Raw genomic sequence first — 22391 nt, forward strand, 5'->3', positions numbered from 1 at the left:
GCGAGTTTTAAGGGAATAGGCGTTGACATGCGGCGCTAACACACAGCGCTGCAGGACTGAGCATCCAAGGGGGCTTGCGGTGCGGTCCGTTATCTCACTGGGGAGGGATAAGTGTGGGCACTCAATCAACACGTCAATCGATGACGCGATCCACCAAGCGCACCAAGGCGATCATTCTGGGTTCCGTGGTCACGTTGGGCATCAGCGGACTCGGGTTCATGGGGCTCGCGGTGGCTCAGGACGATCCAGAAGGCAACGAGCCTTCAGCCGCGCAAGCGGAACAGGGAGAGATCAATCCGCATTTGACCACTGATTCTTTCGCGGCCGACTACGTGGTCGACAGTAAACCGGCCAATGCTCTCCCCAAGTCAACCAAACTCAACCGTAATGCTCCGCAAATGAAGGCCGTCTCCTCGTGGCTCGCGGTACCGACCACCACTGAGCAGGACAGCTCTGAGATCGCTGTTGGTCCAGCAGCTGAGCAGATGGCAAATCTCTCCGATGAATACGAACGCGAGGGCTGGAAGCAAGTTGGTGAGCCCAAAGTGGTCGGCTCACCAACCAGCGCGCCGATCACGATCGACGGTAAATCCGGCCTGCGTGTCACCGCGTGTTTGAACGACGCATCGGTCAGGGTCATGGGCCCGAACGGCCGTGTAGTGCGCCCCGAATCGCAGGGAAAGCGCGTCCTGAACACCTTTGACCTCATCGAGGAACCCGACGCTGGCTGGAAAGTTGTCGCCACCGGTTTCCCTTCTGATCCCCGCTGCTGATCCCAGCTCCACTTCACACATTCGTTGGTTGACATCATGAATATTCTGCGTCGCTTTCTTTCGATGGCCACACCCTCGGCAATGGCTGCCGCGCTCATGGTCACTTCACTGACACCCATGTCCCCCGCGGCCGCTGCACCGGCCTCCGTGGACGGGAAGACTCAACAAACTGCTGCCGCATCCTGTTTCGAAATCAAACAGCAGGATCGCAATTCGGAATCCGGAATCTATTGGTTGCTCACACCGGCCATGGATGCCCCTCAGGAGTTCTACTGCGACCAGACCACCGATGGCGGTGGCTGGGTCATGGTGGGCCGTGGCCGTGAGGGCTGGGCCGAGAACTACGAAGGTCAGGGCGATCCCGCTGCTGTTCGCAACACGGTCACCGGGCCCGAGGCATTCAAACCAGCCCAGTTGTCATCCGAAACCGTGGACGAGCTGCTGAACGGCCAGCGCCCGGACGAGTTGTCCGAGGGTCTGCGGATCCGTCGCGCCAAGGACCAGGCTGGCCGGAGTTGGCAGGAAGTCCGGCTGGACACCACCAATCAGCCGCGCTGGTCCTGGACACTCAGCGCGAGCATTCCCGTTTCCAACGCGTACTTCGACGGCGAGCGCGTAACCAACCAGCTGACGTCGTGGGCGCAGATTCCACGCCACTGGCTCTTTGGAGCCGATCCGCTCAAGGCGTTGCGCTTCACCGATCGTGAGCAGCAGGGCTACTTGCGTGGCTTTGCCTTCAACGACGGCGTGCGGGGCACTACCGACCCCAATTCCTACTTGTGGGCCCGGGACTCCAGGACGGGAGCCATCCCGTTCGCTCAGATGTATATCCGACCGCAGGTCACACAGGAGGCCTTCGCGGGCCAGGAGATTCCCGCCGCCGGAACTACTGTGCAAGAACGCCGAAACCTTCCCAACTCGGGTGCTGAGCCCACACGCTGGGGCGCGGTCGGGCGAGCCGATGGGAGCGACGGCGAATTGAACACCGAGGTGCAGGCCTTCGCCGAATCCGCGGGGTCGGTCTTTGCCGGCGGCAACTTCGCACGCATGCAACGCGACGCCAACGGTGCCGAAGCCGTCGACCAGAAGTACTTGGCGGCCTTCGACGTCAACACCGGTGAACTCCGGAAGGACTTCCGTCCCGAGCTGAACGGCCAGGTGAAAGCCCTGCAGGCGCTCCCTGGTGACCGGGTAGCAGTCGGGGGTCAGTTCTCGACCGTGAACGGTGTCTCCACACCCGGTTTGGCTGTGCTGGACGCCCGGACCGGCGAGCTGGACCCCTCGTGGAAGCTCAAGATCGAGAACCTCTTGTCCGGCGGCGTGACTCAGGTCCGTGGTCTGTCGTTGCGTGACAATGACCTCTACCTTGCAGGTTCGTTCACCCACCTGACCGGTGGCACCGATCCGTACCAGGTATATGCCCGCGGAGCCGCAAAGATCAATGCCACCAACGGCACCCCGGATCGCGCGTGGAACCCGAACTTCAACGGAACTGCAACCGATGTGGACGCTTCCGAGCGAGGTGACCGGGTCTATGCCTCCGGCTATTTTTCCCAGTCCGGACCCAATCCGGCCTTCCGCCTGGCGGCCATGTCCGCCCAAGGCCCCGCCACGTTGACCCCGTGGTCCTGGACTCCCTCCATGCCTCCTCGTGCCGGTCGTGTGGACGGTTTCCAATTCGCAGTGAAGGAGCACGGTGACACCGTGTGGGCCGGCGGCGCTGAGCATTCTATGTTCGGCTACAACCGGGACTCCCTGACCCGCACCCGGGAAAACATCACCATGGTCGGTGGCGACTTCCAGTCCATCTCGAGCAACGAGAACACCGTGTTCGGTTCGTGCCACTGCGGTCACTTCAATTACTCGGGGGCCAACCAGTATTCGGTGCCACGCGGTGCCTTCAGTGTGGCCGACCGCATCGACTTGATCGGTGCTTGGGACTCCGCGAGCGGTTCCTACCTACCCGAGTTCAACCCGCGCCTCAAGGGCCACGGTGGCTGGGGCATTTGGGGATCCATGGTCGACAGCCGCGGTGTGCTGTGGGCCGGTGGCGACATCGCCCGCGCGGACACCCAGGCCGGGTGGTCCCAATGGGCCGGCGGGTTCGTTCGCTTCGCACCCCGTGATGCGAGCGCTCCGGGCACACCCACCGAGTTCCGGGTGACACCGGAAACCGTGAACGGAACCGCGTCGCACAAGTTGAGCTGGAAGGGCACCGGCGAATCCGGAACCGTCTACCATGTCATGAGCGGGGACCGCACCGTGGCCACCACCACGGAGACGACGTTTACTGTGCCCGCAGTCGAGGGCGCGACATACGCCGTGCGTGCGGCAGATTCGAGCGGGAATCTCTCAGCCAGCACGCCGCTGACCGAGGTGGGCGCTGAGCCGACTCCGGAACCTACACCAGAGCCCACGCCTGAACCCACACCGGACCCCACTGAGGAACCCACTCCGACACCCTCGCCGGAACCCTCTGAGACAACCCCGGGCACCACACCGTATTCGGTGCTCGACGCCAAGCAACAGTGGCGTTACCGGTTCGATGCCACCGCGCCCGATAGCAACTGGCGTGCCGTGGACTTCGACGATTCGTCCTGGTCCGAGGGCGCGGCTCCGCTGGGCCGCGGTACCGCGGATCTCGGTACCCAGCTGACGGCGCCGGAGGGAACCACACCCCGGTCGTTCCAGGTCCGCCGCGAGGTGAACATTGACAAGGCCGAGGACGTGGAAAAGCTGACGCTGACCACCCGCGCCGATGACGGCATCGTGGTGTACGTCAACGGTGTTGAGGTGACTCGATCCCAGCTGCCTGACGGTCCGATCAATCACAACACCTACGCTTCGACAGCACCTCGCACCGCGGCCGCCGTCGAGAATCCGGTGACCGTAGAGGTTCCCGGTTGGATGCTCCAGGACGGCAAGAACGTGGTCTCCGCCCAGGTACATGCCAACTGGGGAGCTTCCCCGGATCTGTCCTTCGAGCTGACCGCCCAGGCCACACCGGGTGAGGCTCCCGAACCGCCCACCGAGTCCAGCGGCAACCAGCCCCTGGTTGCAGCGGGCTCCAAATGGTCGGTGCGCCATGTGAATTCGGCACCGGCGGAGAATTGGTTCGAGGGGCCCGTGGATCCCGAATGGGCTGTCCTGACCGCTCCCGTGGGGTGGGGCCAGGGTGTCAGTTCGGTGCTCAAGGCGGATTCGACGCGCCCGATCAGCACGCAGCTGATCCGTGAGTTCGATGTCTCGGATCCGGACGAGCTCCACGAGCTGCTGCTGACCACCCGCGCAGATGATGGCGTGATCGTGTGGATCAACGGCCAGGAAGTAGCCCGGGCCGGCCTGCCCACCGGGACGGTCAACTGGAACACCTACTCGACCCAAGCGCCGAGGACTGCCGCCGCCACGGAGAACCCGGTGAGCGTCGTCGTCCCCGCGTCTGCCTTGAAGGCCGGTAAGAATACGGTGGCCGTACAGATGCACGTGAACTATCGAAGCACCCCTGATGCGAGCGCAGACGTGACGCTTCAGGCCGTTCCCGAAGATGCAGCCGAGGCTCGCATGGCCGAGGCAGCCGAGGAGGAGAATCAGTGACAGTGGCCCACCGGCTGACCTTTACCGATGCCTATGAGCAATTGCGGCGCGCGCAGAAACCCGGAGCGGGAGTGCCCGCTTACACACGCTGGGTCAACCGCTCTCTGGCCCGTTACGCAGCTGCGTTCTTGGCCTCCAGGGGGGTCAGTGCGGACGGCACTACGGCGCTGAGCGCAACGTTCTCCGCGGTCGGGCTGTTGCTATTGGCCCTGGGGCCCATCTCGTGGTGGACCGGGCTGGCGGTGGCCGTGTTGTTCGCCATCGGGTACGTGCTGGATTCCGCGGACGGTCAGGTGGCCCGCTTGACCGGCACGGGCTCCCCCGCGGGTGAGTGGCTCGATCACGTGGTCGATGCGATTCGCACCCCGGCCATCCACCTCTGCGCCCTGGTCTCCTGGTACCGGCACGAACCGTTGCGTGACGATGTGAGCACCTGGATGCTCGCGCTTCCGGTGGTTTTCACGCTGGTGGCCGTGGGTCACTTCATGAGCCAGATTCTCGCGGAGCAGTTGTTGTTGCGAGTTCGCGGGGTGCGCACGAATGTCGCCTCCGACGCCGGCCCCGTGCGCTCGTTCGTCAATCTGCCCATGGATGCAGGCGTCACGTGCTGGATCTTCGTCCTGTGGGGTGCGCCCTTGGTGTTCGTTGCGGCGTACGCCCTGCTACTGATCGCCCACATCGGTATTGGGGCCGTGTCCATGCGCCGTAAGCGCCGCGCCCTGCACGCACTCAAGAACCAGGAGACCACAGCATGAGCACCCCGCCAACAATCACCGGGATCATTTGCACCATCGGTGGCCGCCCGGAAATGCTGCGCGACGCCGTGCGCGCAATCGCGGCGCAGGACATCCGCGCTGACCTCGAGATCCTGGTGGTCTTCGACCATGTAGCGATCGATGAGCTCACGGACGTTGACCTGCCTGAGAACGTAAGTCTGCGAACCATCGTCAATGACGGTCCCCGGGGCCTGGCCGGCGGTCGCAACAGCGGCGTGCGCCACGCGCGCGGTCAGTTCGTGGCCTTCTGCGATGACGACGACGCCTGGGAACCTGCCAAGCTTCGCCTCCAAGTAGCCGCCCTCGAACGGCGCCCGGATGCGGTTGCCGTTGCCGGTGGAATCGCGATCGTCACGGACTCGGGGACCGTCCGTCGTGACCCGCCCGCAGAGGCTTCCTTCAATGATTTCCTACGTTCACGGATCACCGAGATCCACCCGTCCGCGGTGCTCTATCGCACCGCGGATCTGCGCCCCAGCGGGACGATCGGCCCCGTGGACGAAGACCTGCCCCACGGCTACGGCGAGGACTACGACCTGCTACTGCGCGCCACGCGCAACGGTCCGGTGATCTCGGTTCCGGAAACCGTGTTGACGGTGCGCTGGGACCGTCCGTCCTACTTCGCGGGGAAATGGGATTCCCTGGCCGAGGGCCTGACCTACATCCTGCAGAAGTTCCCGGAGTTCGAAAGCTGCCCGCCCGGCCTGGCCCGGATCACCGGGCAGGTGGCCTTTGCGCATGCGGCGCGCGGGCGGCGTCGTACGGCCGTGGACTGGGCCCGTGCCACGCTCCGCAGGAACCCCCTGCAGCTGCGCGGTTGGGCCGCGCTTGTCGTGGCCATGACCCCCGTGCCCGCCGATGCGCTGCTGAACGTGGTTCAAAGCACCGGCCGAGGGCTGTAATGACCCAACTGCACGACCGACCAGCATTGCCCGCAGATTCGGCACCGACCTCCCAACGGTCGCTGCCAGCGTGGCCGATCCTGATCTTGTTCCACGGATTCCCGGTCATTTGGGCCATGGGCGCCCTGCAATTCGTGCCGTTCGCCCTGGCCGTCATCATGGCCGCGCTCATGGTGTTGCGCGGCCGCATGACGGTCCCGCTACCGGCATGGTTCTTAGCGGCCTTGGTCGTGTGGGCGCTCGCATGTGCCACTCAACTACCCGACGCGGGAGCTCTAGTGGGCTTCGCGCTGCGCTGGGGTAACCTTCTGGCCGCGTTGATCATCCTGCTCTACGTGGTCAATGCGCGCGACCGGCTGGGACACCATGCAATTCTGGCCGGATTGATGACCGTGTGGGCCACGGTGGTACTCATGGGCACACTGGCTCTCTTCATTCCCGAGGTCCGGCTGACCACCCCGGTGGGCATGATCCTCCCGGGATCACTGACTTCCAACGAACTGGTCAAGGACCTGGTGTTCCCGCCCATGGCGGAAGTGCAATTGCCGTGGGGAGCCCCGGAACCCTACATCCGCCCGTCGGCCCCGTTCCCCTACGCCAACAGTTGGGGGGTCGCTTACGTCATGCTGACCCCGGTGGCACTGGCCACGCTACTGACCGTGCGCACGTGGTGGGTCAAGCTGCTCATCTGCGCCGGATTGGTGCTGTCCCTGGTTCCAGCCGTGGGCACCAGCAACCGTGGCATGTTCCTGGGCCTCGGTCTCGCCTTGGGGTATGCGGTCTTCCGTCTCACTCTCTCCGGGTACTGGAAGGTGGGTCTGGCCGGCCTGCTCGCCCTGACCGCCGCGGTCATGTGGTTGATCCTGGGCGGTGTTGCGGAACAGATCCTGGGCCGCCAGGAATACAGCGACAGCACTGGCGGTCGGCTCAACCTCTATCAGCAGACGTGGGAGGCCTCCTTGGAGAGCCCGCTTCTGGGCCACGGCGCGCCCCGCTTGGAGGAAAGCGTTGGCGTATACATGGGCACCCAGGGGTACCTCTGGTTCTTCCTGTTCAGCTACGGACTGGTGGGATTGTTACTTTTCATCGGCTTCTTGTGGGGCTCCACGTGGTGGACCCGCGGCGTGAAATCACCGGCGAGCATCTTGTTGCACTCGGTCCCGCTGGCGGCGAGCGCCATTTTCGTGGTCTACAGCTTTGACATCATGCAGACCTGCATCCTGGTCGCGGTCCTAGGACTGCTCATGCGTGAGCGGATCGCCAAGGCCCGTTCATGAGCCGGGCGGGAGGCGCACGCAGCGCCGCAGTGACTTTCGGGTTCGTCATGGCCGGCGCGGTCATGGCGTTCGGCATCACGCTGAGCATGACGCACGGCTCCGGAGCCGCGGACGCCGGCAGACTCTTCCAGCTCACAGCAATCCTCGCCATCGCGACCACCGCGTGCACCGTGGGCGCCGACGTCGGGCTGGTACGCACCCTGCCAGCGCTCGCCGCACGACGCCGCTCGGACCAGCTGCGCACGGCGGTCCGAGCTGCCGTGCCGCCGCCGCTGATCGTCTCGTTGCTCGTTGCTCTCACCGCGGGAGTGGTTGCACTGGTGGGCCTGCTGGATCAGGACACGGGGTCCGCCATATTGATTCTCGGTACTGCTCTGGTGGCGGGCACCATCCTGAACCTGTGCTTTGGCGTGCTGCGTGGCCTGCACAAGGTTCCGTGGTTCTCGTTCCTGCAGAACGTGGCGCTGCCCTCCCTGCGATGGGCGGGTGTGCTGGTGGTCATTTGGGTCGGGACCTCACTGCCCGCACTGACCCTGGCGTGGTGCGTTCCCGTAATCATCGTTCTGGGATTAGCGCTGATTGTGGTCAAACGCGCGTGGCCCGACCAGGAGATCGCCGAGGATCCGGACGCTGAAGGCTTCGACAAACGGCAGTTCTGGGGTTTCTCGTCCGCCCGCGGTGTCACTGCCATGATCGAGACCCTGCTCGAATGGATCGACGTTCTCCTCGTGGGGGTCTTCCTAGGACCTGTGGCAGCAGGGGTGTACGGCGTGGTGAATCGGTGCGTGCGCGCAGGCACCATGTTGGACCACACCGCCCGCATGGTGACCGGCCCGGGCATCAGCGCGGCCATGGCCGTCAAGGATTTCGCGGCAACCAACCGGATTTACACGGTGGCCACGGCGGTTTTGGTTGCGGCAGCTTGGCCCCTGTATCTCACCCTGGCGCTGCACGGTGGGACGGTACTGAACCTGTTCGGCGAGGGTTTCGATTCCGGACACACCGCCATGGCCATCGTGTCGTTGAGCATGCTGTTCGTGGTTTCAGCCGGCGGGGTTCAATCCGTTCTCTTGATGGCCGGGCGCAGCCTGTGGCAACTGGGCAACAAGTTCTCGGCACTCATCGTGGCCGTGACACTTAACCTCTTGCTGATCCCGGTCTGGGGCATCACCGGAGCCGCGGTGGCTTGGTCGGCAGCACTCCTCACGGACGCGGGCCTGGCGCTGTGGCAAATCACCACGAAGTTGGGGATCCGCCCCGATGTGGGCCTCATCCTGCGCACCGGTGCCCTTACCGGCGGGTGGACCCTCCTGTTGGGCATCGTCACGGTCTGGTTCGGAGCTGGAACTCTGACCGCCCTGCTCATCCACGTGACATTGCTGGCGCCGGTGGTCGGCTGGGTGCTTCTGCGCCTAGCGCGCCGCTCCCCCGCCACGAAATCCGCATAAGGGAGGACACGTGTCGTCTTGATCAAATTCACAGAAATTTACTAGTCTGTTAATACACAGCTCACTTTCAAGTCACTAGGTATTTCGCGGGCGCTTGATGCCAACAGGACTTGACACGGTCGGGGGATCGTGCGGGTGGCTGTACTGCTTTCACGGGGGAGAAACATATGGGGTCGAGTACCAAGTCTCAATTCACGAGGCGCCGGAAACGCACCGGTTCACACGAAACTGCACCGCTGGAAATCAGCCAACTCGTGACGCGTGTCCTGCGCCGCTGGCCGACCGTTCTATTTACAGCTCTGCTTGTCCTGGGCCTTGTGGTGCTCGCCAGCCTTCTGGCCCCCCGCTCCTACACGGCGACCGCTTCAGTATCGGTCTCGCCCATAGTGACCGCCTCCAACCTGGGGGGCGCTACGGCCAATGACGTGGACATGCCCACGGAAATCGCCACGGCCACGTCCCGGGTGGTGGCCGAACGCGCCGCACAAGATCTGGGCGCCGGTGATGACCAGGATTTGGTATCCGAATTGCTCGAGAACACCGAGATCGGCTCGCCGTCGCAATCAAGCGTGATGCGCATCAATGTCACGGCGAACTCCGCGGAAACCGCCGCAGACCGCGCCAATGCCCTGGCCGACGCTTATCTGACTGACCGCCAGGACACCGCTGAGACACGAGCCAAGGATGCCGCAGATTCGCTGCAGGACTCACTGGGCGACATGTCTTCCGACGATCCGTCCAGGCAGTCACTGGAAGAAACCCTTATCGAACTCCGCTCGGCGTCGCCATGGCCGGGTCGTATCATCAGTTCCGCACTTCCCCCTGCGACCTCCACCGGCCCCGGCCTCAGCGCCGCAGTCCTGGCCGGTGCCCTGGGTGGTCTCATGCTCGGCCTGGTGGCCGCGCTGATTCGTGACCGGATCGCCCCGCGCGTCGGATACGCGGATCGGTTGGAGGACCGCGTTGGAATGGCCGCCGTCGATGCTAACGGTGAACCCGTACACGTGGCCGTATCGGACGCCGTTTCCGCACTCGATGACCGCTTCGGACTGGCTTCCAAGGGTCGGCTGGCCGTCACCTCTTTGAACGGTGAGACACCGGAATCCGCGGTGGAAGAGTTCGAACATCAGTTGACCACGTGGTCCGTTGCCGCCACCCCCATGGCCCAGTCCCGCTCCGACGTGCGACAGACACTACAGTCCTTCGACGCGGTAGCCGTCCTGGTGGATCCCCGCGACGACCTGGACGATACGGCCCAGCTGCTGGCCTCCCTGGATCGTGGCACCGCGAGCATCCTGCCCGTGGTCTGGAACCACACGGGAGAAGGTCGGTTATGAAAATTTTGCTCGTCGCATCCGCCGGAGGCCACCTCGCCCAACTGCAGAATCTACGCGGTCTGTGGGAGGGCCACGAGCGTAGCTGGGTGACCTTCGATCTCCCGGAGGTACGTGCCGGCCTCCACGGTGAGGACCTGCACTGGGCTCACTTCCCGACCACTCGCAACATCCCCAATGCCATCCGCAATGTGGAAGTGGCTCGAAGGGTGATCAAGGAGATCAAGCCGGACGTGGTGATGTCCACGGGTGCCGCCGTGGCCGTCCCCTTCTTCTTGGTGGCCCGCCGCCGCAGGATCCGCACCGTGTTCATCGAATGTTTCGACCGCATCACCATGCCCACCATGAGCGGCCGCATGTGTTACCCGCTGTCAGACGTTTTCGCCGTCCAATGGGACGAACAGAAGCGCCATTTTCCCGACGCCGTGAATATCGGCGCGCTGATGTAATTCGCCCCCAACGCTCGAGGAGCTCGCCATGAAGCACACCGAACAGTCCTCCGCCCAACACGTTCCGCTGCGCAGGGGCACCGCCGCCCCGGACATCGTGGTGTCATTGGGCACGGATCATCATCCGTTCCCGAGGCTTGTGGAATGGTTGGACCAAGCCTTGGAGCAACTGCCCGAGGTCTCGTGCCTGCTCCAGCATGGTTTCACCCGCCCGTCCGAACGAGCCATGAACACGCACCGCATGCCGCGGACCGAACTACTCGAGATGTACCACTCGGCCCAGGTGGTCATCGTCCAGGGCGGCCCGGGGTCCATCCTGGACGCTCGTTTGACCGGTCATATCCCGTTGGCGGTTCCGCGTCTCGCGCACCTGGGGGAGGTCGTGGACGATCACCAGGTAGCGTTCACCCGGCACATGGTTGAAGACGGAGAGGCCAGGCTCGTCGAGGGCCCCGATGAGCTGCTCACGGCCATCAAGGCCATCATGGCGCGGCCTTCGAAGTTCCGCACCGAGCCTCGGATACCTCAGCCCGAGCTGGCCTCTCAGGCACTGTTGTCCACACTGGATACCCACAAAGAACCGTGGCGCCTGCGCACCATGGGTCGCAGGTCACTGCAGACCGCCGTGGACCTGATCGGTCCGCGTTTCCGACGCGCGGGTCACCAACAGCACACGGCCTGAGCCGCTTCTCCACTCAGATACGCCGCGGCCCCGAGAAATCGGGACCGCGGCGTCGTCGTCTGTACGGGCGGTGCGTCAGGAAGCCGCCGGAACAAACTGGCTCGAGAGTTCCTGAGCAGCCTTGCGCAGCAGCGGGACGGCGCGATCGCCGAAGTCCCAGTCCACGCGCGTGGTGGGCCCGGAGACCGAGATCGCGGTGGGCGTGGGGGCGTTGGGCAGGGCCATGGAGAAGCAGCGCACGCCGATCTCCTGCTCCTCGTCGTCAATCGCGTAACCGCGTTCGCGGATCTTCTCGAGATCGGCCAGCAGATCGTCCACGGTGCCCAGACTCTTGGGCGTGGGGGTGGTCATGCCCATTGAATGCACGATGGAGACCACTTGCTGATCCGGGAGCGTGGCCAGAATGGCCTTCCCCACGCCGGTGTTGTGCATGGGTGCGCGGCGGCCCACTTCGGTGAACATACGCATCGAGTGCTGAGACTGTGCCTGACCGACGTACACGACCATGCGGCCGTCGAGCACTGCCATGTTGGCGGATTCGCCCAGTTCCTGCACGAGTTGTTGCAGCACGGGTTGCGCGTAGGTTCCCAGCTGCAGGCTGGCCGTATAGCCCAACCGGATCAGACCGGGGCCCAGCGCGTAACTGCGATTGGGGAGCTGGCGCACGTACCCCAGGGGCACCAGGGTGCGCAGCAAACGGTGAATGGTGGGTAGCGGGAGTTCGGCCTTGTTGGCCAGCTCGCTCAGGGAGGACTCTCCCCCGGAGGCAGTGATGATGTTCAGCAGGTCGAACACTCGCTCAACCGACTGGACTCCTCCCCCAGTTTTACCTTCTGCCATGGTGCCAACTCGCTTTCCGTGATGGACGGCAGCCCCTGTCTGGGGCGGCCTCTCCAATGTCACCATGTGAAATAAGTCTCACACGGGTCTTGTCTTTCGCCCTAGACTACATCTACGATTCAAGAAGTGGAAACTTTTTTCCACAATGCGGATAACGAAGTGGAGCGAGGGTTCCGCTCAGCCTGAAAGGAACTTCATACAGATGTCTACTCCCAGCCCCGGTTACTCCATGGTCCTGCGAGTTGAAGCGCCCGCCACGTTCAACTCGACCAGTGAAATCACCACCGCGGCCTCTGCGGCCGGCGCCCAGGTGACCGCATTGGACATTGTCGAATCGCACCCCACCAGCGTGGTCATCGACATCAGCTGCAACGTTTCCAACGCAGAACACCGCGACGAGGTCCGGGACGCGCTCAACGCACTGGACGGCGTGACCGTTCACAAGATCTCCGACCGCACCTTCCTGATCCACCTGGGCGGCAAGATCGAGGTCACCCCGCGCGTCTCCCTGCGTAACCGTGACGACCTCTCCCGCGCTTACACCCCCGGCGTGGCCCGCGTGTGCACGGCCATTGCCGAGAACCCGGAGGACGCTCGTCGTCTGACCATCAAGCGCAACACCGTGGCCGTGGTGACCGATGGCACCGCCGTGCTCGGCCTGGGTGATATCGGCCCCGCCGCCGCCTTGCCCGTCATGGAGGGCAAGGCCGCGCTCTTCAAGGCCTTCGCTGACGTTGACGCCTGGCCCGTGTGCTTGGACACCAAGGACACCGAGGAGATCATCAGCATCGTCAAGGCCATGGCTCCGGTCTACGGCGGCGTGAACCTTGAGGACATCGCAGCCCCGCGCTGCTTCGAGATCGAAGCCCGCCTGCGTGAAGAGCTCGATATTCCCGTCTTCCACGATGACCAGCACGGCACCGCCATCGTGACCCTGGCCGCCCTCTACAACGCACTGCGCGTGGTGGACAAGAACATCGAGGACGTCAAGGTTGTCGTCTCCGGTGTGGGCGCTGCCGGTAACGCCATCATCCAGTTGCTGCTCGCCAACGGCGTGGCCAACGTGATCGCGTGCTCCCGCAACGGCGCCATCCACTCCGGTGAGACCTACACCGATCCCCACCGCACGTGGCTGGCCGAGAACACCAACAAGGACAGCTTCTCCGGCTCGCTCAAGGAAGCCGTGGCCGGTGCTGACGTCTTCATCGGCGTGTCCGCTCCCAACGTTCTGGATGGCAATGACATCGCCACCATGGCCGACGGCGCCATCGTGTTCGCCATGGCCAACCCCGACCCCGAGGTGCACCCGGCCGAAGCCGCCGAGCACGCCGCCGTGGTCGCGACCGGCCGAAGCGACTTCCCGAACCAGATCAACAACGTGCTCGCCTTCCCGGGCCTGTTCCGCGGCCTGCTGGACGCCGCAGCCTCGGACATCACGTCCGACATGCTCGTGGCCGCGGCCAAGGCCATTGCGGACTGCGTGGAACCGGACGAGCGCAACGCGAGCTTCATCGTCCCCAGCGTGTTCGACCCCAACGTGGCCCCGGCCGTGGCGGAAGCGGTCAAGAACACCGCGCTGGGCATCGAAGGCTAGTCACGCGAAAAACCTCAGGAGCGGCGTCGTCGTTCATTCATGACGACGACGCCGCCCACCCGCCGCTTCGAGCGCAACGCAGCGATACCGGCGAGACCAAGCACTACCAGCACTACACGTACTTTCCAGGAGGCAATCATGACCATTACCCACAACAGCCCGCAGAACGTGGCCGCGGCCGGCGAGATCCTCAGCGACGAGGCACTCGCGTTCGTCGAGGCGCTGCACGAGAAGTTCAACGACCGCCGCGAAGAGCTGCTGGGCAAGCGCGAGACCGCTCGTGAGCAAGCAGCCTCTACCGGCACGCTGGACTTCCCCGAGGAGACCCGCGAGGTCCGCGAGGGTGACTGGCAGGTTGCCCCGGCTCCCAATGCACTGCAGGACCGCCGCGTGGAAATGACCGGCCCCGCCTCCCCGGCCAAGATGGCCATCAACGCGCTCAACTCCGGCGCCAAGGTGTGGCTGGCCGACCTCGAGGACGCAGCGAGCCCCAGCTGGGCCAACCAGATCGACGCGATCGCCAACCTGCGCGACGCCGCCCGCGGCACCCTGGCCTTCACATCGCCCGAGGGCAAGGAGTACAAGCTGCGCGAGGACGCGCCGCTCGCCGTGGTTGTGACCCGCCCGCGCGGCTGGCACCTTCCCGAGCACAACATCACCGTGAACGGCAAGGAAGGCTCCGGCTCCCTCACGGACTTCGGCCTGCACTTCTTCCACACCGCCAAGCAGCTCATCGAGAATGGCCAGGGCCCCTACTACTACCTGCCCAAGATGGAGTCCTACCTCGAGGCTCGCCTGTGGAACGACGTGTTCACCTTTGCCGAGGAGTACCTGGGCATCGAACACGGCACCATTCGGGCCACGGTGCTCATCGAGACCATCCCCGCCGCGTTCCAGATGGACGAGATCCTCTACGAACTGCGCGATCACGCCTCCGGTTTGAATGCCGGCCGCTGGGACTACCTGTTCTCGATCATCAAGTACTTCCGTGACGCCGGTGACAAGTTCATCCTGGCCGACCGCTCCTCGGTCACCATGACCGCACCGCTCATGCGCGCCTACACCGACCTTCTGGTGCAGACCTGCCACAAGCGCGGTGCCTTCGCGATGGGTGGCATGGCCGCTTTCATCCCGTCCCGCAAGGACGAAGAAGTCAACCGTGCGGCCTTCGAGAAGGTCCGCAACGACAAGACCCGCGAAGCCAACGACGGTTTCGACGGCTCCTGGGTCGCCCACCCGGACCTCGTGCCCGTGTGCAAGGAGATCTTCGACGGCGTACTGAACGACAAGCCCAATCAGTTGGACCGCCAGCGCCCGGAGGTCGAGGTGACCCCCGAGCAGCTGTTGGACGTTCCCTCCGCCGGCGATCAGCGCACCGAGGAAGAACTCAACGCCAATCTTTACGTGGCCATCCGCTACATTGCGGTCTGGTTGTCCGGCAACGGCGCCGTGGCCATTCACAACCTCATGGAGGACGCTGCCACTGCGGAAATCTCCCGCTCCCAGATCTGGCAGCAGATCAAGAACGGTGTGGTCTACACCGACACCGGAAACATTGCAACGCGCGAGCTGGTCTCCGCCGCTCTGGACGAGCAGCTGGAGGTCCTCAAGCAGGAAATCGACGCGGAGAACTACGAGAAGTGGTTCGTCCCGGCCGGAAAGCTCATCTCCGACATGGTCCTGAGCGACAACTACCCGGACTTCCTGACCCTGCCCGCGTATGACCTCATGGAAGGGGCCAAGTGACACAGTCCATTCTCGGGGCGCGAGTCGCCTCCGCTGCTCCCGCCGACGCCGCTCTGAGCGGCTCGGCGGGGGCCGTCCCGGTCGGCGCGAGCCTGCCCACCACGTTCTACCAGCGGGCCGACCTCGTGCTCGCCGGCACCGACGCGGACCTCGCCCGGTTCTTCCCGGGTGATTCCGGGGTCCGCCAGCCCGTGCACACGTGCTACATCCCGGCCGACCTGGTCACCGTGGACACCCCCGCCGAATGGGGCCGCGCCGCACAGGCCGCCGCCGATGAAGCGGGTGGGCTCCAGGTGCTCGCCGAACTGGCGGGGCTCACCGGGGACGGCGTGAGCGACGTCGTGAACCGTGTGGCCGCCAAGCTGCAGACCGAGCCGATCGAGGACCTGCGACTGGATCTCGAAGACGGCTTCGGCAACCGCTCGGACGGCGAAGAAGACACCGCAGCAGCCCAGGCCGCCCGCACCGTGGCGCAGTTCGCGATCAACCGGGCCAACGGATCCGCACCGGCACCGGCCTTCGCGGGCATCCGCTTCAAGTGCTTCGAAGAGGCAACTCGTGCTCGCGGTCTGCGTTCCCTGGACGTGTTCGTGAGCACCCTGGTGCGCGAGGGCGGCCTGATCGAGGCCGGCGTGAGCGCCGACGGATTGCCCGCCGGACTCGTGCTGACCCTGCCCAAGGTCTCCTCCGTGGAGCAGGTGCAGGTCATGGTCGAGGCGTGCCAGGCCCTCGAGGATGCGCTGGGTCTGCCCAACGGCCGACTGCGCTTCGAGATCCAGATGGAAACGGCCCCCATGATCCTGGGGCTGGACGGCACGTGCCTGATTCCCGCGATGCTGCGCGCTGCCGAGGGCCGCGCCACCTCGCTGCACTACGGCACCTACGATTACTCGGCGTCCCTGGGGATCTCCGCGCAGTTCCAGTCCATGGAGCACCCCGCCGCGGACTTCGCCAAGAACGTCATGCAGGTGGCCGTGGCCGGCACGGGTGTGCACCTGTCCGACGGCTCCACCAACCAGTTGCCCGTGGGTGACGCCGAACAGCGCCGCGATTCCTGGGCACTGCACGCACGACTGGTCCGCCGGTCGTTGGAGCGCGGCTACTACCAGGGCTGGGACCTGCACGCCCACCAGCTGCCCACGCGCTTCCTCACCAATTACGCGTTCTACCGCGACGGGTTCGACGCCGCCGCCCACCGCCTGGAGGTCTACTCCCGTCGGTCGGTGCCCGGCATCGAAGCCGCCGACGTGGCCGATGAACCCGCCACCGCTCGCGCCCTGGCCCGCTACATTCTGCGCGGCACGCTGTGCGGTGCGGTGACCGAGGACGAGCTGCGCACCGCCGGCTTGTCCCCGGAAACGGTGAGCTCGGTCGCGAAGACGGGCGTGGCGGCGCCGTCGAACGCTGAACATTCCGAAACAGGAGAAACACGATGAGCGAACGCACGTACTGGGCCACCCACGGTGGCCACCCGCCGCAGACCGATCTGCTGACCGACCGGGCCATGTTCAAGGAGGCCTACGCGGTGATTCCGCGGGGTACGCAGCGGGACATCGTGACCTCGTTCCTACCGTTCTGGGAAGGCACCCGGCTGTGGGTGCTCGCGCGACCGCTGACCGGTTTCGCGGAGACGTTCTCCCAGTACCTCATGGAGGTCTCCCCCGGCGGCGGCTCGGACAAGCCCGAGGACGACCCGGATGCTGAGGCAGTGCTGTTCGTCATGGAGGGCTCGCTCGAGCTGACCCTGGGCGACGAGCCCGGCGACGACGACGTCCACACCCTCAACCCCGGCGGCTACGCGTTCATCGCCCCGGGCGAGACGTGGACCGTGCACAACCGCGGCTCCGAGGAAGCCCGCTTCATGTGGGTGCGCAAGCGCTACCAGAAGGTCGCGGGCATCGAGAAGCCGGAATCCTTCGTGACCAACGAGCAGGACGTGGAACCCACGCCCATGCCCGGCACCGAGGGCCGCTGGGCCACCTCGCGGTTCGTGGACCCGGCGGACGTGCGCCACGACATGCACGTGACCATCGTGACCTTCCAGCCGGGCGGGATCATCCCGTTCGCGGAGACCCACGTGATGGAACACGGGCTCTACGTGCTCGAGGGTCAGGCCGTGTACCGCCTCAACGAGGACTGGGTCGAGGTGCAGGAGGGCGACTTCATGTGGCTGCGCGCCTTCTGCCCGCAGGCCTGCTACGCCGGGGGTCCCAAACCCTTCCGCTACCTGCTGTACAAGGACGTCAACCGGCACGCTCCCCTGTCCCTGGGAGGGCATGCGGGGCGCTGATTTCGGCCCCATGACGATTTAAGGTTCCTTATCCCCGATTTCCGCTGTGGAATCGGGGATAAGGAACCCTATTTCATGTGTAGCGCTCATGCTGCGGGACGCAGCTACTCTGCGTCGTGGCGCTGCTCGCCGTCGGCCAGATCTGAGTCATCCTTAGGCCACGGCCAAGAACTCGGGCACCTATAAGCCACTTCCACGGAGGAAATGTGGCTTATAGGTGCCCGAGTTCTAGTTGGTGGCGTAAGAGTGTCTCAGATCTTGTCCCGCTCCAAGCATCGCGGGCAGGCCGCACCGACTGCTCAGCTCAACGGGAAGCCCTTGAGGTCCTTGGGTAGCGGCGGGGCGTAGGTGCGGGACTTGGATGTGGTGAGTCCCAGGCGCACGAGCGACTGCGCAATGGTCACCGCGGCGGCCACTCCGTCCACCACGGGAACACCACACTGTTCACGCACCGCGGCTTCAAGTGCTGCCATGCCGCCGCAGCCGAGCACGATCACTTCCGCGCGGTCCTCGTCGATGGCCAGTTGTGCCTCGGCCACGATCGACTGGATCGCAGCATTCTCATCCGCCTCCAATTCCAGCACCGATGTATTGGACGCCCGCACGGACGCGCAGCGGTCCAAGAGCCCCGCCAGCTGCAGCCGATCCTCGATGAGGGGAACCGTGCGGTCCAGGGTGGTCACCACCGAATAGCTGCGCCCCACGAACGTGGCCATGGAGGCAGCGGCCTCGGTGATGTCCACGACCGGCTGCTCCAACAGTTCCTGCAAGCCTTCGCGGCCGTGTTCGCCGAATCCGGCCTGGATCACGGCGTCGAAGGGCTGGTCGTAGCTGAGCACGGCGTCCATCACGCCCACCGCGGCCAGGTAGGACTCCATGTTGCCTTCACACGAAGGCGCCCCGAAACGCGGGGTCAGTCCCACGATGTCGACGCCGGGCTCGGCCACTTTTCGCGCCGACTCCGCAATCGATTCCGTCATGGACTCCGTGGTGTTCACGTTGACCGTCAAAATGCGCATCGTCTAACTCCTTGAAACGTGAGTGATTCTCGATCGGTGCCCGGCGGGCGGCCGTACTAGAGACGGACCGCCCACCGGGCAGGACATGCGGTGGGCGGGGGCCGCCGGTCTAGCCGAACGGCCCCGCCAGGCAGGTCAGTGGGTGGTGGCCACGGCGATGGCTTCACCGTGCTGGTCCGTGTATTCCACACGCTTCTTGGCGGTGATCAAGTAGCAGATCGCACCCAGGCCAGCGCCGATGAACCACGAGAACTCACTCGCACCAGCGAAGAACGGAAGCAAAGCCACGGCCAATGACGCCAGTGATGAGGGGATGAACGCCGCAATCGCTCGCGGGTTCACACCCTTGCGGTAGTAGTACGCGCCGTCGTTGGTGTCGATGTAGAGCTGCGGAACGTTGACCTTGGAGCGGCGAATGATCCAGTAGTCGACCATGATGATGCCGAACAGCGGGCCGAGCAGCGCGCCCAGTCCACCCAGGAAGTACACGATCACCACGGGAGAGTTGTAGAGGTTCCACGGAAGAATGACCAGACCGATCACGGCGGAGACGATGGCCGCCTTCTGGAAGTTCAAGGCCTTGGGGAACATGTTGGTCAGCGCATACGTGGGCGCCACGAAGTTGGCCATCAGGTTCACCGCCACCGTGAGGATCAGCAACGCCAGGGATGCCAGCACGATCAGTGGCACGGAGGGGATGGTCTGCACGATGTCTGCGGGTGCCGTGATGATGGTGCCGTCCAACTTCAACTGCGCACCGGCCAGGGACACCACGATCAGGCCGAACAGGAGCATGTTGATGGGGATGCCCCAGAAATTGCCCTTCACAATCGCACCCCGGCTGGTCGCCGAACGCGTGAAGTCGCAGAAGTTCAGCACGAACGTTCCGTAAATGGACACCCACAGCGCGCCGCCACCCAGGATGTGAACCCACATCTCCCAGCCGGTCAGCGGGTTCTCGGTGGTCCACGCGATCGAGAAGTCCACGCGCCACAGCATCCACACGGCCAGCGCCACGAAGGTGACCAGGATGATGGGGCCGGCAAAGGCCTCGTACCGGCGAATCATTTCCATGCCGTAGCAAACGATGATGACCTGGATGATCCATAGGGCCACGAAGCTGATCCACCCCAGAGTGGACAGACCCAGGATGTCGTTGCTGTCCAACGGTGCCAACCCCGGCCACAACGCAATGAGCATCACGCGCAGCACCACGGAGGCCAAGTAGGTCTGAATGCCGAACCAGGCTATGGCCACAATGCCACGCACGGCGGCCGGCAGTTGCGCTCCGTGCACGCCGAAGGAAATGCGGCTCATCACCGGATACGGCACACCTGTCTTGTAGCCCATGAATCCGGACAGGCAGAGCAGGAAGAACAGCAGCAGAGCGCCCACGCCCAAGGCGGTGAGCACCTGCCACGCCCCGAGCCCCAGGGCGAAGAGCCCGATGGCGAATGAGTAGTTGCCCAGCGAGTGCACGTCGTTGGCCCACAGCGTGAAGATGCTGTACGCGTTCCACGTGCGTCCCTCTCGCCGTGTGGGGGCCAGGTCCACGTTGTAGAGCCGGTCGCTGGTGATGGGCGGCGGTTCGGCCTGAACCGTGCCGGGTGAATAGACGTGGTCGAATTCCGGGCGCCCGGCAGCACGTTCACGCGACAGAGCGGTCTCGTCAGTGGCCATATCCCCTCCTTAGGTGATGAGTCGATCTCCGGGCGCGGCCTTGATGACCTGGCCCGATGCGTAGTCCACCGGTGGGTGGGAGACACAGACAGAAACATCTCACACCAAAGGTTGACGTAGGTCACATTCTAACCTAACGTTTTCACCAGATAGAACTTAACTTCCACAATCCGAAAGACGGGCACCCGCGAGGGGTCACCGCACAGGAGGAACACCGTGAGCTACACCGTCAACTCTTCGATCTTGCTGACCGATCTGCCGATCAACGACCGCCCGCAGGCCGTGGCTTCCGCAGGCTTTACCCGCGCCGAGTTCTGGTGGCCGTTCCCCACGTCCACCCCCTCGGATGCCGAGATCCAGGAATTCGTGGACGCACTCAAGAACGCAGGCGTCCAGTTGACCGGCCTGAACTTCTACGCCGGTGACATGCCCGGCGGCGAGCGCGGTGTGCTCTCCCAGCCGGCTCGTTCGGATGAGTTCCAGGCCAACATCGACGCCGTGGTGAAGATCGCCCAGGCCACCGGCTGCAAGGCGTTCAACGCGCTCTACGGCAACCGCCTGGACGGCGAGGACGCCGCGGAACAGGACCGGATCGGCGTCGAAAACCTGCAGCGCGCGGCGGATGCCGTGGCTCCCTTGGGCGGCGTCGTGCTGCTCGAGCCCGTCTCCGGAACCGAGGCCTACCCGCTCAAGACCGCCGCGGACGCCCTGGCCATCATCGAGAAGGTGGGTCGAGACAACGTCAAGCTGCTGGCCGACTTCTACCACTTGGCCGTCAACGATGACGACGTGGAGCGCGTCATCGAGGACCACGCCGCTGACTTCGGTCACATCCAGATCGCCGACAACCCCGGCCGCAACGAGCCCGGCACCGGTGAGCTGCCGCTCGAGAAGTGGATCGACCGCTCCCGTGAACTCGGTTACGACGGCGTGATCGGCCTGGAGTACAAGGCTTCGCAGGAGGATCCCTTCGCGTGGCTGCCCCGCGAGAAGCGCGCCTGATCCGGCCGCCCCGTCACCTCACAAGAACTCACTACCAAGCACCAGCTACACCCGCGGATCACCGCAGAACTTCTAAGGAGAACATCATGACCAAGGTTGCTGTTATCGGATTGGGCATCATGGGCCTTCCCATGGCCAAGAACCTCGTCACCGCAGGCCACGAGGTGACCGGTTACAACCGCTCCCCCGAAAAGGCCCAGGAGCTCGCCAAGGCCGGCGGCACCGCTGCCGGTTCCGTGGCCGAGGCCGTCAAGGACGCCGAGGTCATCATCACCATGGTTCCGGACTCCCCGGACGTTCAGGACGTGGTGGAGGGCGAGGACGGCGTGTTCGCGAACGCCCCGCAGGGTGCCCTGTGGATCGATGCGTCCACCATCCGCCCGGACGTGGCCGTGAACCTGGCCGACGCCGCTCGCAAGGCCGGCATCCGCCCGCTGGACGCCCCCGTCTCCGGTGGCGAGCAGGGCGCGATCGACGCCGCCCTGTCCATCATGGTCGGCGGCGAGGCCACCGATTTCGAGGCCGCCCAGGAAGTCCTCAACGGCGTGGGCAAGACCATCGTGCACGTGGGCCCCTCCGGCTCCGGCCAGACGGTCAAGGCCGCCAACCAGCTCATCGTGGCCGGCAACATCCAGTTGCTCGCCGAGTCGGTCGTGTTCCTCGAGGCCTACGGCGTTGATACGGACGCCGCTCTGAAGGTCCTCGGTGGCGGCCTGGCCGGTTCCAAGGTTCTCGATCAGAAGGGACAGAAGATGCTCGATCGCAACTTCGATCCCGGTTTCCGCCTGGCCCTGCACAACAAGGACATGGGCATCGTCACCGCCGCCGCACGCGAGGCCGGCGTCACCATCCCGTTGGGCGCTGTCGTCGCCCAGTTGGTCTCCGCCCTGGTCGCCCGCGGCGACGGCGGACTGGACCACTCGGGTCTGTTCAAGCTCGCCAATGAACTGTCCGGCGGCGACAAGAAGTAATTCCCCGGCCCACG

General features: G+C 64.7%; 18 protein-coding genes. 15 read left to right on the plus strand and 3 right to left on the minus strand.

Annotated features, from left to right (window positions below):
- The first annotated feature begins 140 nt into the window (after positions 1-140).
- From EWV37_RS02640 to EWV37_RS02680, 9 genes are all read left to right on the plus strand, one after another.
- Complete coding sequence (locus EWV37_RS02640) at positions 141-773, plus strand: hypothetical protein (protein ID WP_129699669.1); 633 nt, start codon at positions 141-143, stop codon at positions 771-773.
- Positions 774-836: 63 nt separating this feature from the next.
- Positions 837-4367, plus strand: coding sequence for a fibrinogen-like YCDxxxxGGGW domain-containing protein (locus EWV37_RS02645; RefSeq protein ID WP_129699670.1), 3531 nt, complete (start codon positions 837-839; stop codon positions 4365-4367).
- Positions 4364-5122 carry a CDP-alcohol phosphatidyltransferase family protein gene (locus EWV37_RS02650; protein WP_129699671.1) on the plus strand — a complete coding sequence of 253 codons (759 nt, stop codon included), beginning with the start codon at positions 4364-4366 and terminating at the stop codon, positions 5120-5122. Before EWV37_RS02645 ends, EWV37_RS02650 begins: the two co-directional genes overlap by 4 nt.
- On the plus strand, positions 5119-6045 hold the full coding sequence (locus EWV37_RS02655) for a glycosyltransferase family 2 protein (protein WP_129699672.1): 927 nt from the start codon (positions 5119-5121) through the stop codon (positions 6043-6045). Before EWV37_RS02650 ends, EWV37_RS02655 begins: the two co-directional genes overlap by 4 nt.
- Positions 6045-7322 (plus strand): O-antigen ligase family protein, encoded by a 1278-nt coding sequence (locus EWV37_RS02660; RefSeq protein WP_129699673.1) that lies wholly within the window; start codon positions 6045-6047, stop codon positions 7320-7322. Before EWV37_RS02655 ends, EWV37_RS02660 begins: the two co-directional genes overlap by 1 nt.
- Positions 7319-8770, plus strand: a complete 1452-nt coding sequence (locus EWV37_RS02665) for an oligosaccharide flippase family protein (RefSeq protein ID WP_129699674.1) — start codon at positions 7319-7321, stop codon at positions 8768-8770. The genes EWV37_RS02660 and EWV37_RS02665 overlap by 4 nt, the downstream gene beginning before the upstream one ends.
- Before the next feature lie 167 nt (positions 8771-8937).
- Complete coding sequence (locus EWV37_RS02670; RefSeq protein WP_129699675.1) at positions 8938-10107, plus strand: Wzz/FepE/Etk N-terminal domain-containing protein; 1170 nt, start codon at positions 8938-8940, stop codon at positions 10105-10107.
- Positions 10104-10553: a glycosyltransferase family protein gene (locus tag EWV37_RS02675; protein WP_129699676.1), complete on the plus strand. Its 450-nt coding sequence runs from the start codon at positions 10104-10106 to the stop codon at positions 10551-10553. Before EWV37_RS02670 ends, EWV37_RS02675 begins: the two co-directional genes overlap by 4 nt.
- Before the next feature lie 28 nt (positions 10554-10581).
- Entirely contained in the window at positions 10582-11235 is a 654-nt protein-coding gene (locus EWV37_RS02680; RefSeq protein WP_129699677.1) for a glycosyl transferase, read from the plus strand.
- A gap of 75 nt (positions 11236-11310) precedes the next feature.
- Here the strand turns inward: EWV37_RS02680 and EWV37_RS02685 are convergent, their stop codons facing one another.
- The gene (locus tag EWV37_RS02685) at positions 11311-12075 is read right to left on the minus strand and encodes an IclR family transcriptional regulator (RefSeq protein ID WP_129699678.1); all 765 of its coding nucleotides are present in this window, start codon (positions 12073-12075) and stop codon (positions 11311-11313) included.
- 202 nt (positions 12076-12277) lie between these two features.
- Between EWV37_RS02685 and EWV37_RS02690 the strand changes: the two genes are divergently transcribed.
- The 4 genes from EWV37_RS02690 (at position 12278) to EWV37_RS02705 (ending at position 17705) form a co-directional block, all read left to right on the plus strand.
- Entirely contained in the window at positions 12278-13669 is a 1392-nt protein-coding gene (locus tag EWV37_RS02690; RefSeq protein ID WP_129699679.1) for an NAD-dependent malic enzyme, read from the plus strand.
- Positions 13670-13807: 138 nt separating this feature from the next.
- Entirely contained in the window at positions 13808-15415 is a 1608-nt protein-coding gene (gene aceB / locus EWV37_RS02695; protein ID WP_129699680.1) for a malate synthase A, read from the plus strand.
- Between the two features lie 92 nt (positions 15416-15507).
- A complete protein-coding gene (locus tag EWV37_RS02700) occupies positions 15508-16851 on the plus strand; it encodes a DUF6986 family protein (protein WP_165189214.1) in 1344 nt (447 codons plus the stop codon).
- Positions 16848-17705 (plus strand): bifunctional allantoicase/(S)-ureidoglycine aminohydrolase, encoded by an 858-nt coding sequence (locus EWV37_RS02705; RefSeq protein WP_095797637.1) that lies wholly within the window; start codon positions 16848-16850, stop codon positions 17703-17705. The genes EWV37_RS02700 and EWV37_RS02705 overlap by 4 nt, the downstream gene beginning before the upstream one ends.
- Before the next feature lie 299 nt (positions 17706-18004).
- On the opposite strand, the gene EWV37_RS02710 is transcribed toward EWV37_RS02705, so the two are convergent.
- Positions 18005-18724, minus strand: a complete 720-nt coding sequence (locus tag EWV37_RS02710; protein ID WP_095797636.1) for an aspartate/glutamate racemase family protein — start codon at positions 18722-18724, stop codon at positions 18005-18007.
- 135 nt (positions 18725-18859) lie between these two features.
- The gene (locus tag EWV37_RS02715) at positions 18860-20404 is read right to left on the minus strand and encodes an NCS1 family nucleobase:cation symporter-1 (protein WP_129699681.1); all 1545 of its coding nucleotides are present in this window, start codon (positions 20402-20404) and stop codon (positions 18860-18862) included.
- 216 nt (positions 20405-20620) lie between these two features.
- Here EWV37_RS02715 and EWV37_RS02720 point away from each other — a divergent pair, with 216 nt between their 5' ends.
- Together EWV37_RS02720 and EWV37_RS02725 are read left to right on the plus strand one after the other, a co-directional pair.
- Entirely contained in the window at positions 20621-21406 is a 786-nt protein-coding gene (locus EWV37_RS02720) for a hydroxypyruvate isomerase family protein (protein WP_129699682.1), read from the plus strand.
- Entirely contained in the window at positions 21379-22377 is a 999-nt protein-coding gene (locus tag EWV37_RS02725; RefSeq protein ID WP_238663023.1) for a 2-hydroxy-3-oxopropionate reductase, read from the plus strand. The genes EWV37_RS02720 and EWV37_RS02725 overlap by 28 nt, the downstream gene beginning before the upstream one ends.
- Positions 22378-22391: the final 14 nt, after the last annotated feature.

The sequence above is a fragment of the Kocuria carniphila genome (assembly GCF_004136555.1).
In the GTDB taxonomy this organism is placed as follows: Bacteria; Actinomycetota; Actinomycetes; order Actinomycetales; family Micrococcaceae; genus Kocuria; species Kocuria carniphila.

What these genes read in the sequence shown, in the direction of transcription:
- EWV37_RS02640 (WP_129699669.1), top strand. Translation starts at nt 141, where the DNA reads ATGACGCGATCCACCAAGCGCACCAAGGCGATCATTCTGGGTTCCGTG.
- EWV37_RS02645 (WP_129699670.1), top strand. Translation starts at nt 837, where the DNA reads ATGGCCACACCCTCGGCAATGGCTGCCGCGCTCATGGTCACTTCACTG.
- EWV37_RS02655 (WP_129699672.1), top strand. Translation starts at nt 5,119, where the DNA reads ATGAGCACCCCGCCAACAATCACCGGGATCATTTGCACCATCGGTGGC.
- EWV37_RS02660 (WP_129699673.1), top strand. Translation starts at nt 6,045, where the DNA reads ATGACCCAACTGCACGACCGACCAGCATTGCCCGCAGATTCGGCACCG.
- EWV37_RS02665 (WP_129699674.1), top strand. Translation starts at nt 7,319, where the DNA reads ATGAGCCGGGCGGGAGGCGCACGCAGCGCCGCAGTGACTTTCGGGTTC.
- EWV37_RS02670 (WP_129699675.1), top strand. Translation starts at nt 8,938, where the DNA reads ATGGGGTCGAGTACCAAGTCTCAATTCACGAGGCGCCGGAAACGCACC.
- EWV37_RS02675 (WP_129699676.1), top strand. Translation starts at nt 10,104, where the DNA reads ATGAAAATTTTGCTCGTCGCATCCGCCGGAGGCCACCTCGCCCAACTG.
- EWV37_RS02680 (WP_129699677.1), top strand. Translation starts at nt 10,582, where the DNA reads ATGAAGCACACCGAACAGTCCTCCGCCCAACACGTTCCGCTGCGCAGG.
- EWV37_RS02685 (WP_129699678.1), bottom strand. Translation starts at nt 12,075, where the DNA reads ATGGCAGAAGGTAAAACTGGGGGAGGAGTCCAGTCGGTTGAGCGAGTG.
- EWV37_RS02690 (WP_129699679.1), top strand. Translation starts at nt 12,278, where the DNA reads ATGTCTACTCCCAGCCCCGGTTACTCCATGGTCCTGCGAGTTGAAGCG.
- aceB (WP_129699680.1), top strand. Translation starts at nt 13,808, where the DNA reads ATGACCATTACCCACAACAGCCCGCAGAACGTGGCCGCGGCCGGCGAG.
- EWV37_RS02705 (WP_095797637.1), top strand. Translation starts at nt 16,848, where the DNA reads ATGAGCGAACGCACGTACTGGGCCACCCACGGTGGCCACCCGCCGCAG.
- EWV37_RS02710 (WP_095797636.1), bottom strand. Translation starts at nt 18,724, where the DNA reads ATGCGCATTTTGACGGTCAACGTGAACACCACGGAGTCCATGACGGAA.
- EWV37_RS02715 (WP_129699681.1), bottom strand. Translation starts at nt 20,404, where the DNA reads ATGGCCACTGACGAGACCGCTCTGTCGCGTGAACGTGCTGCCGGGCGC.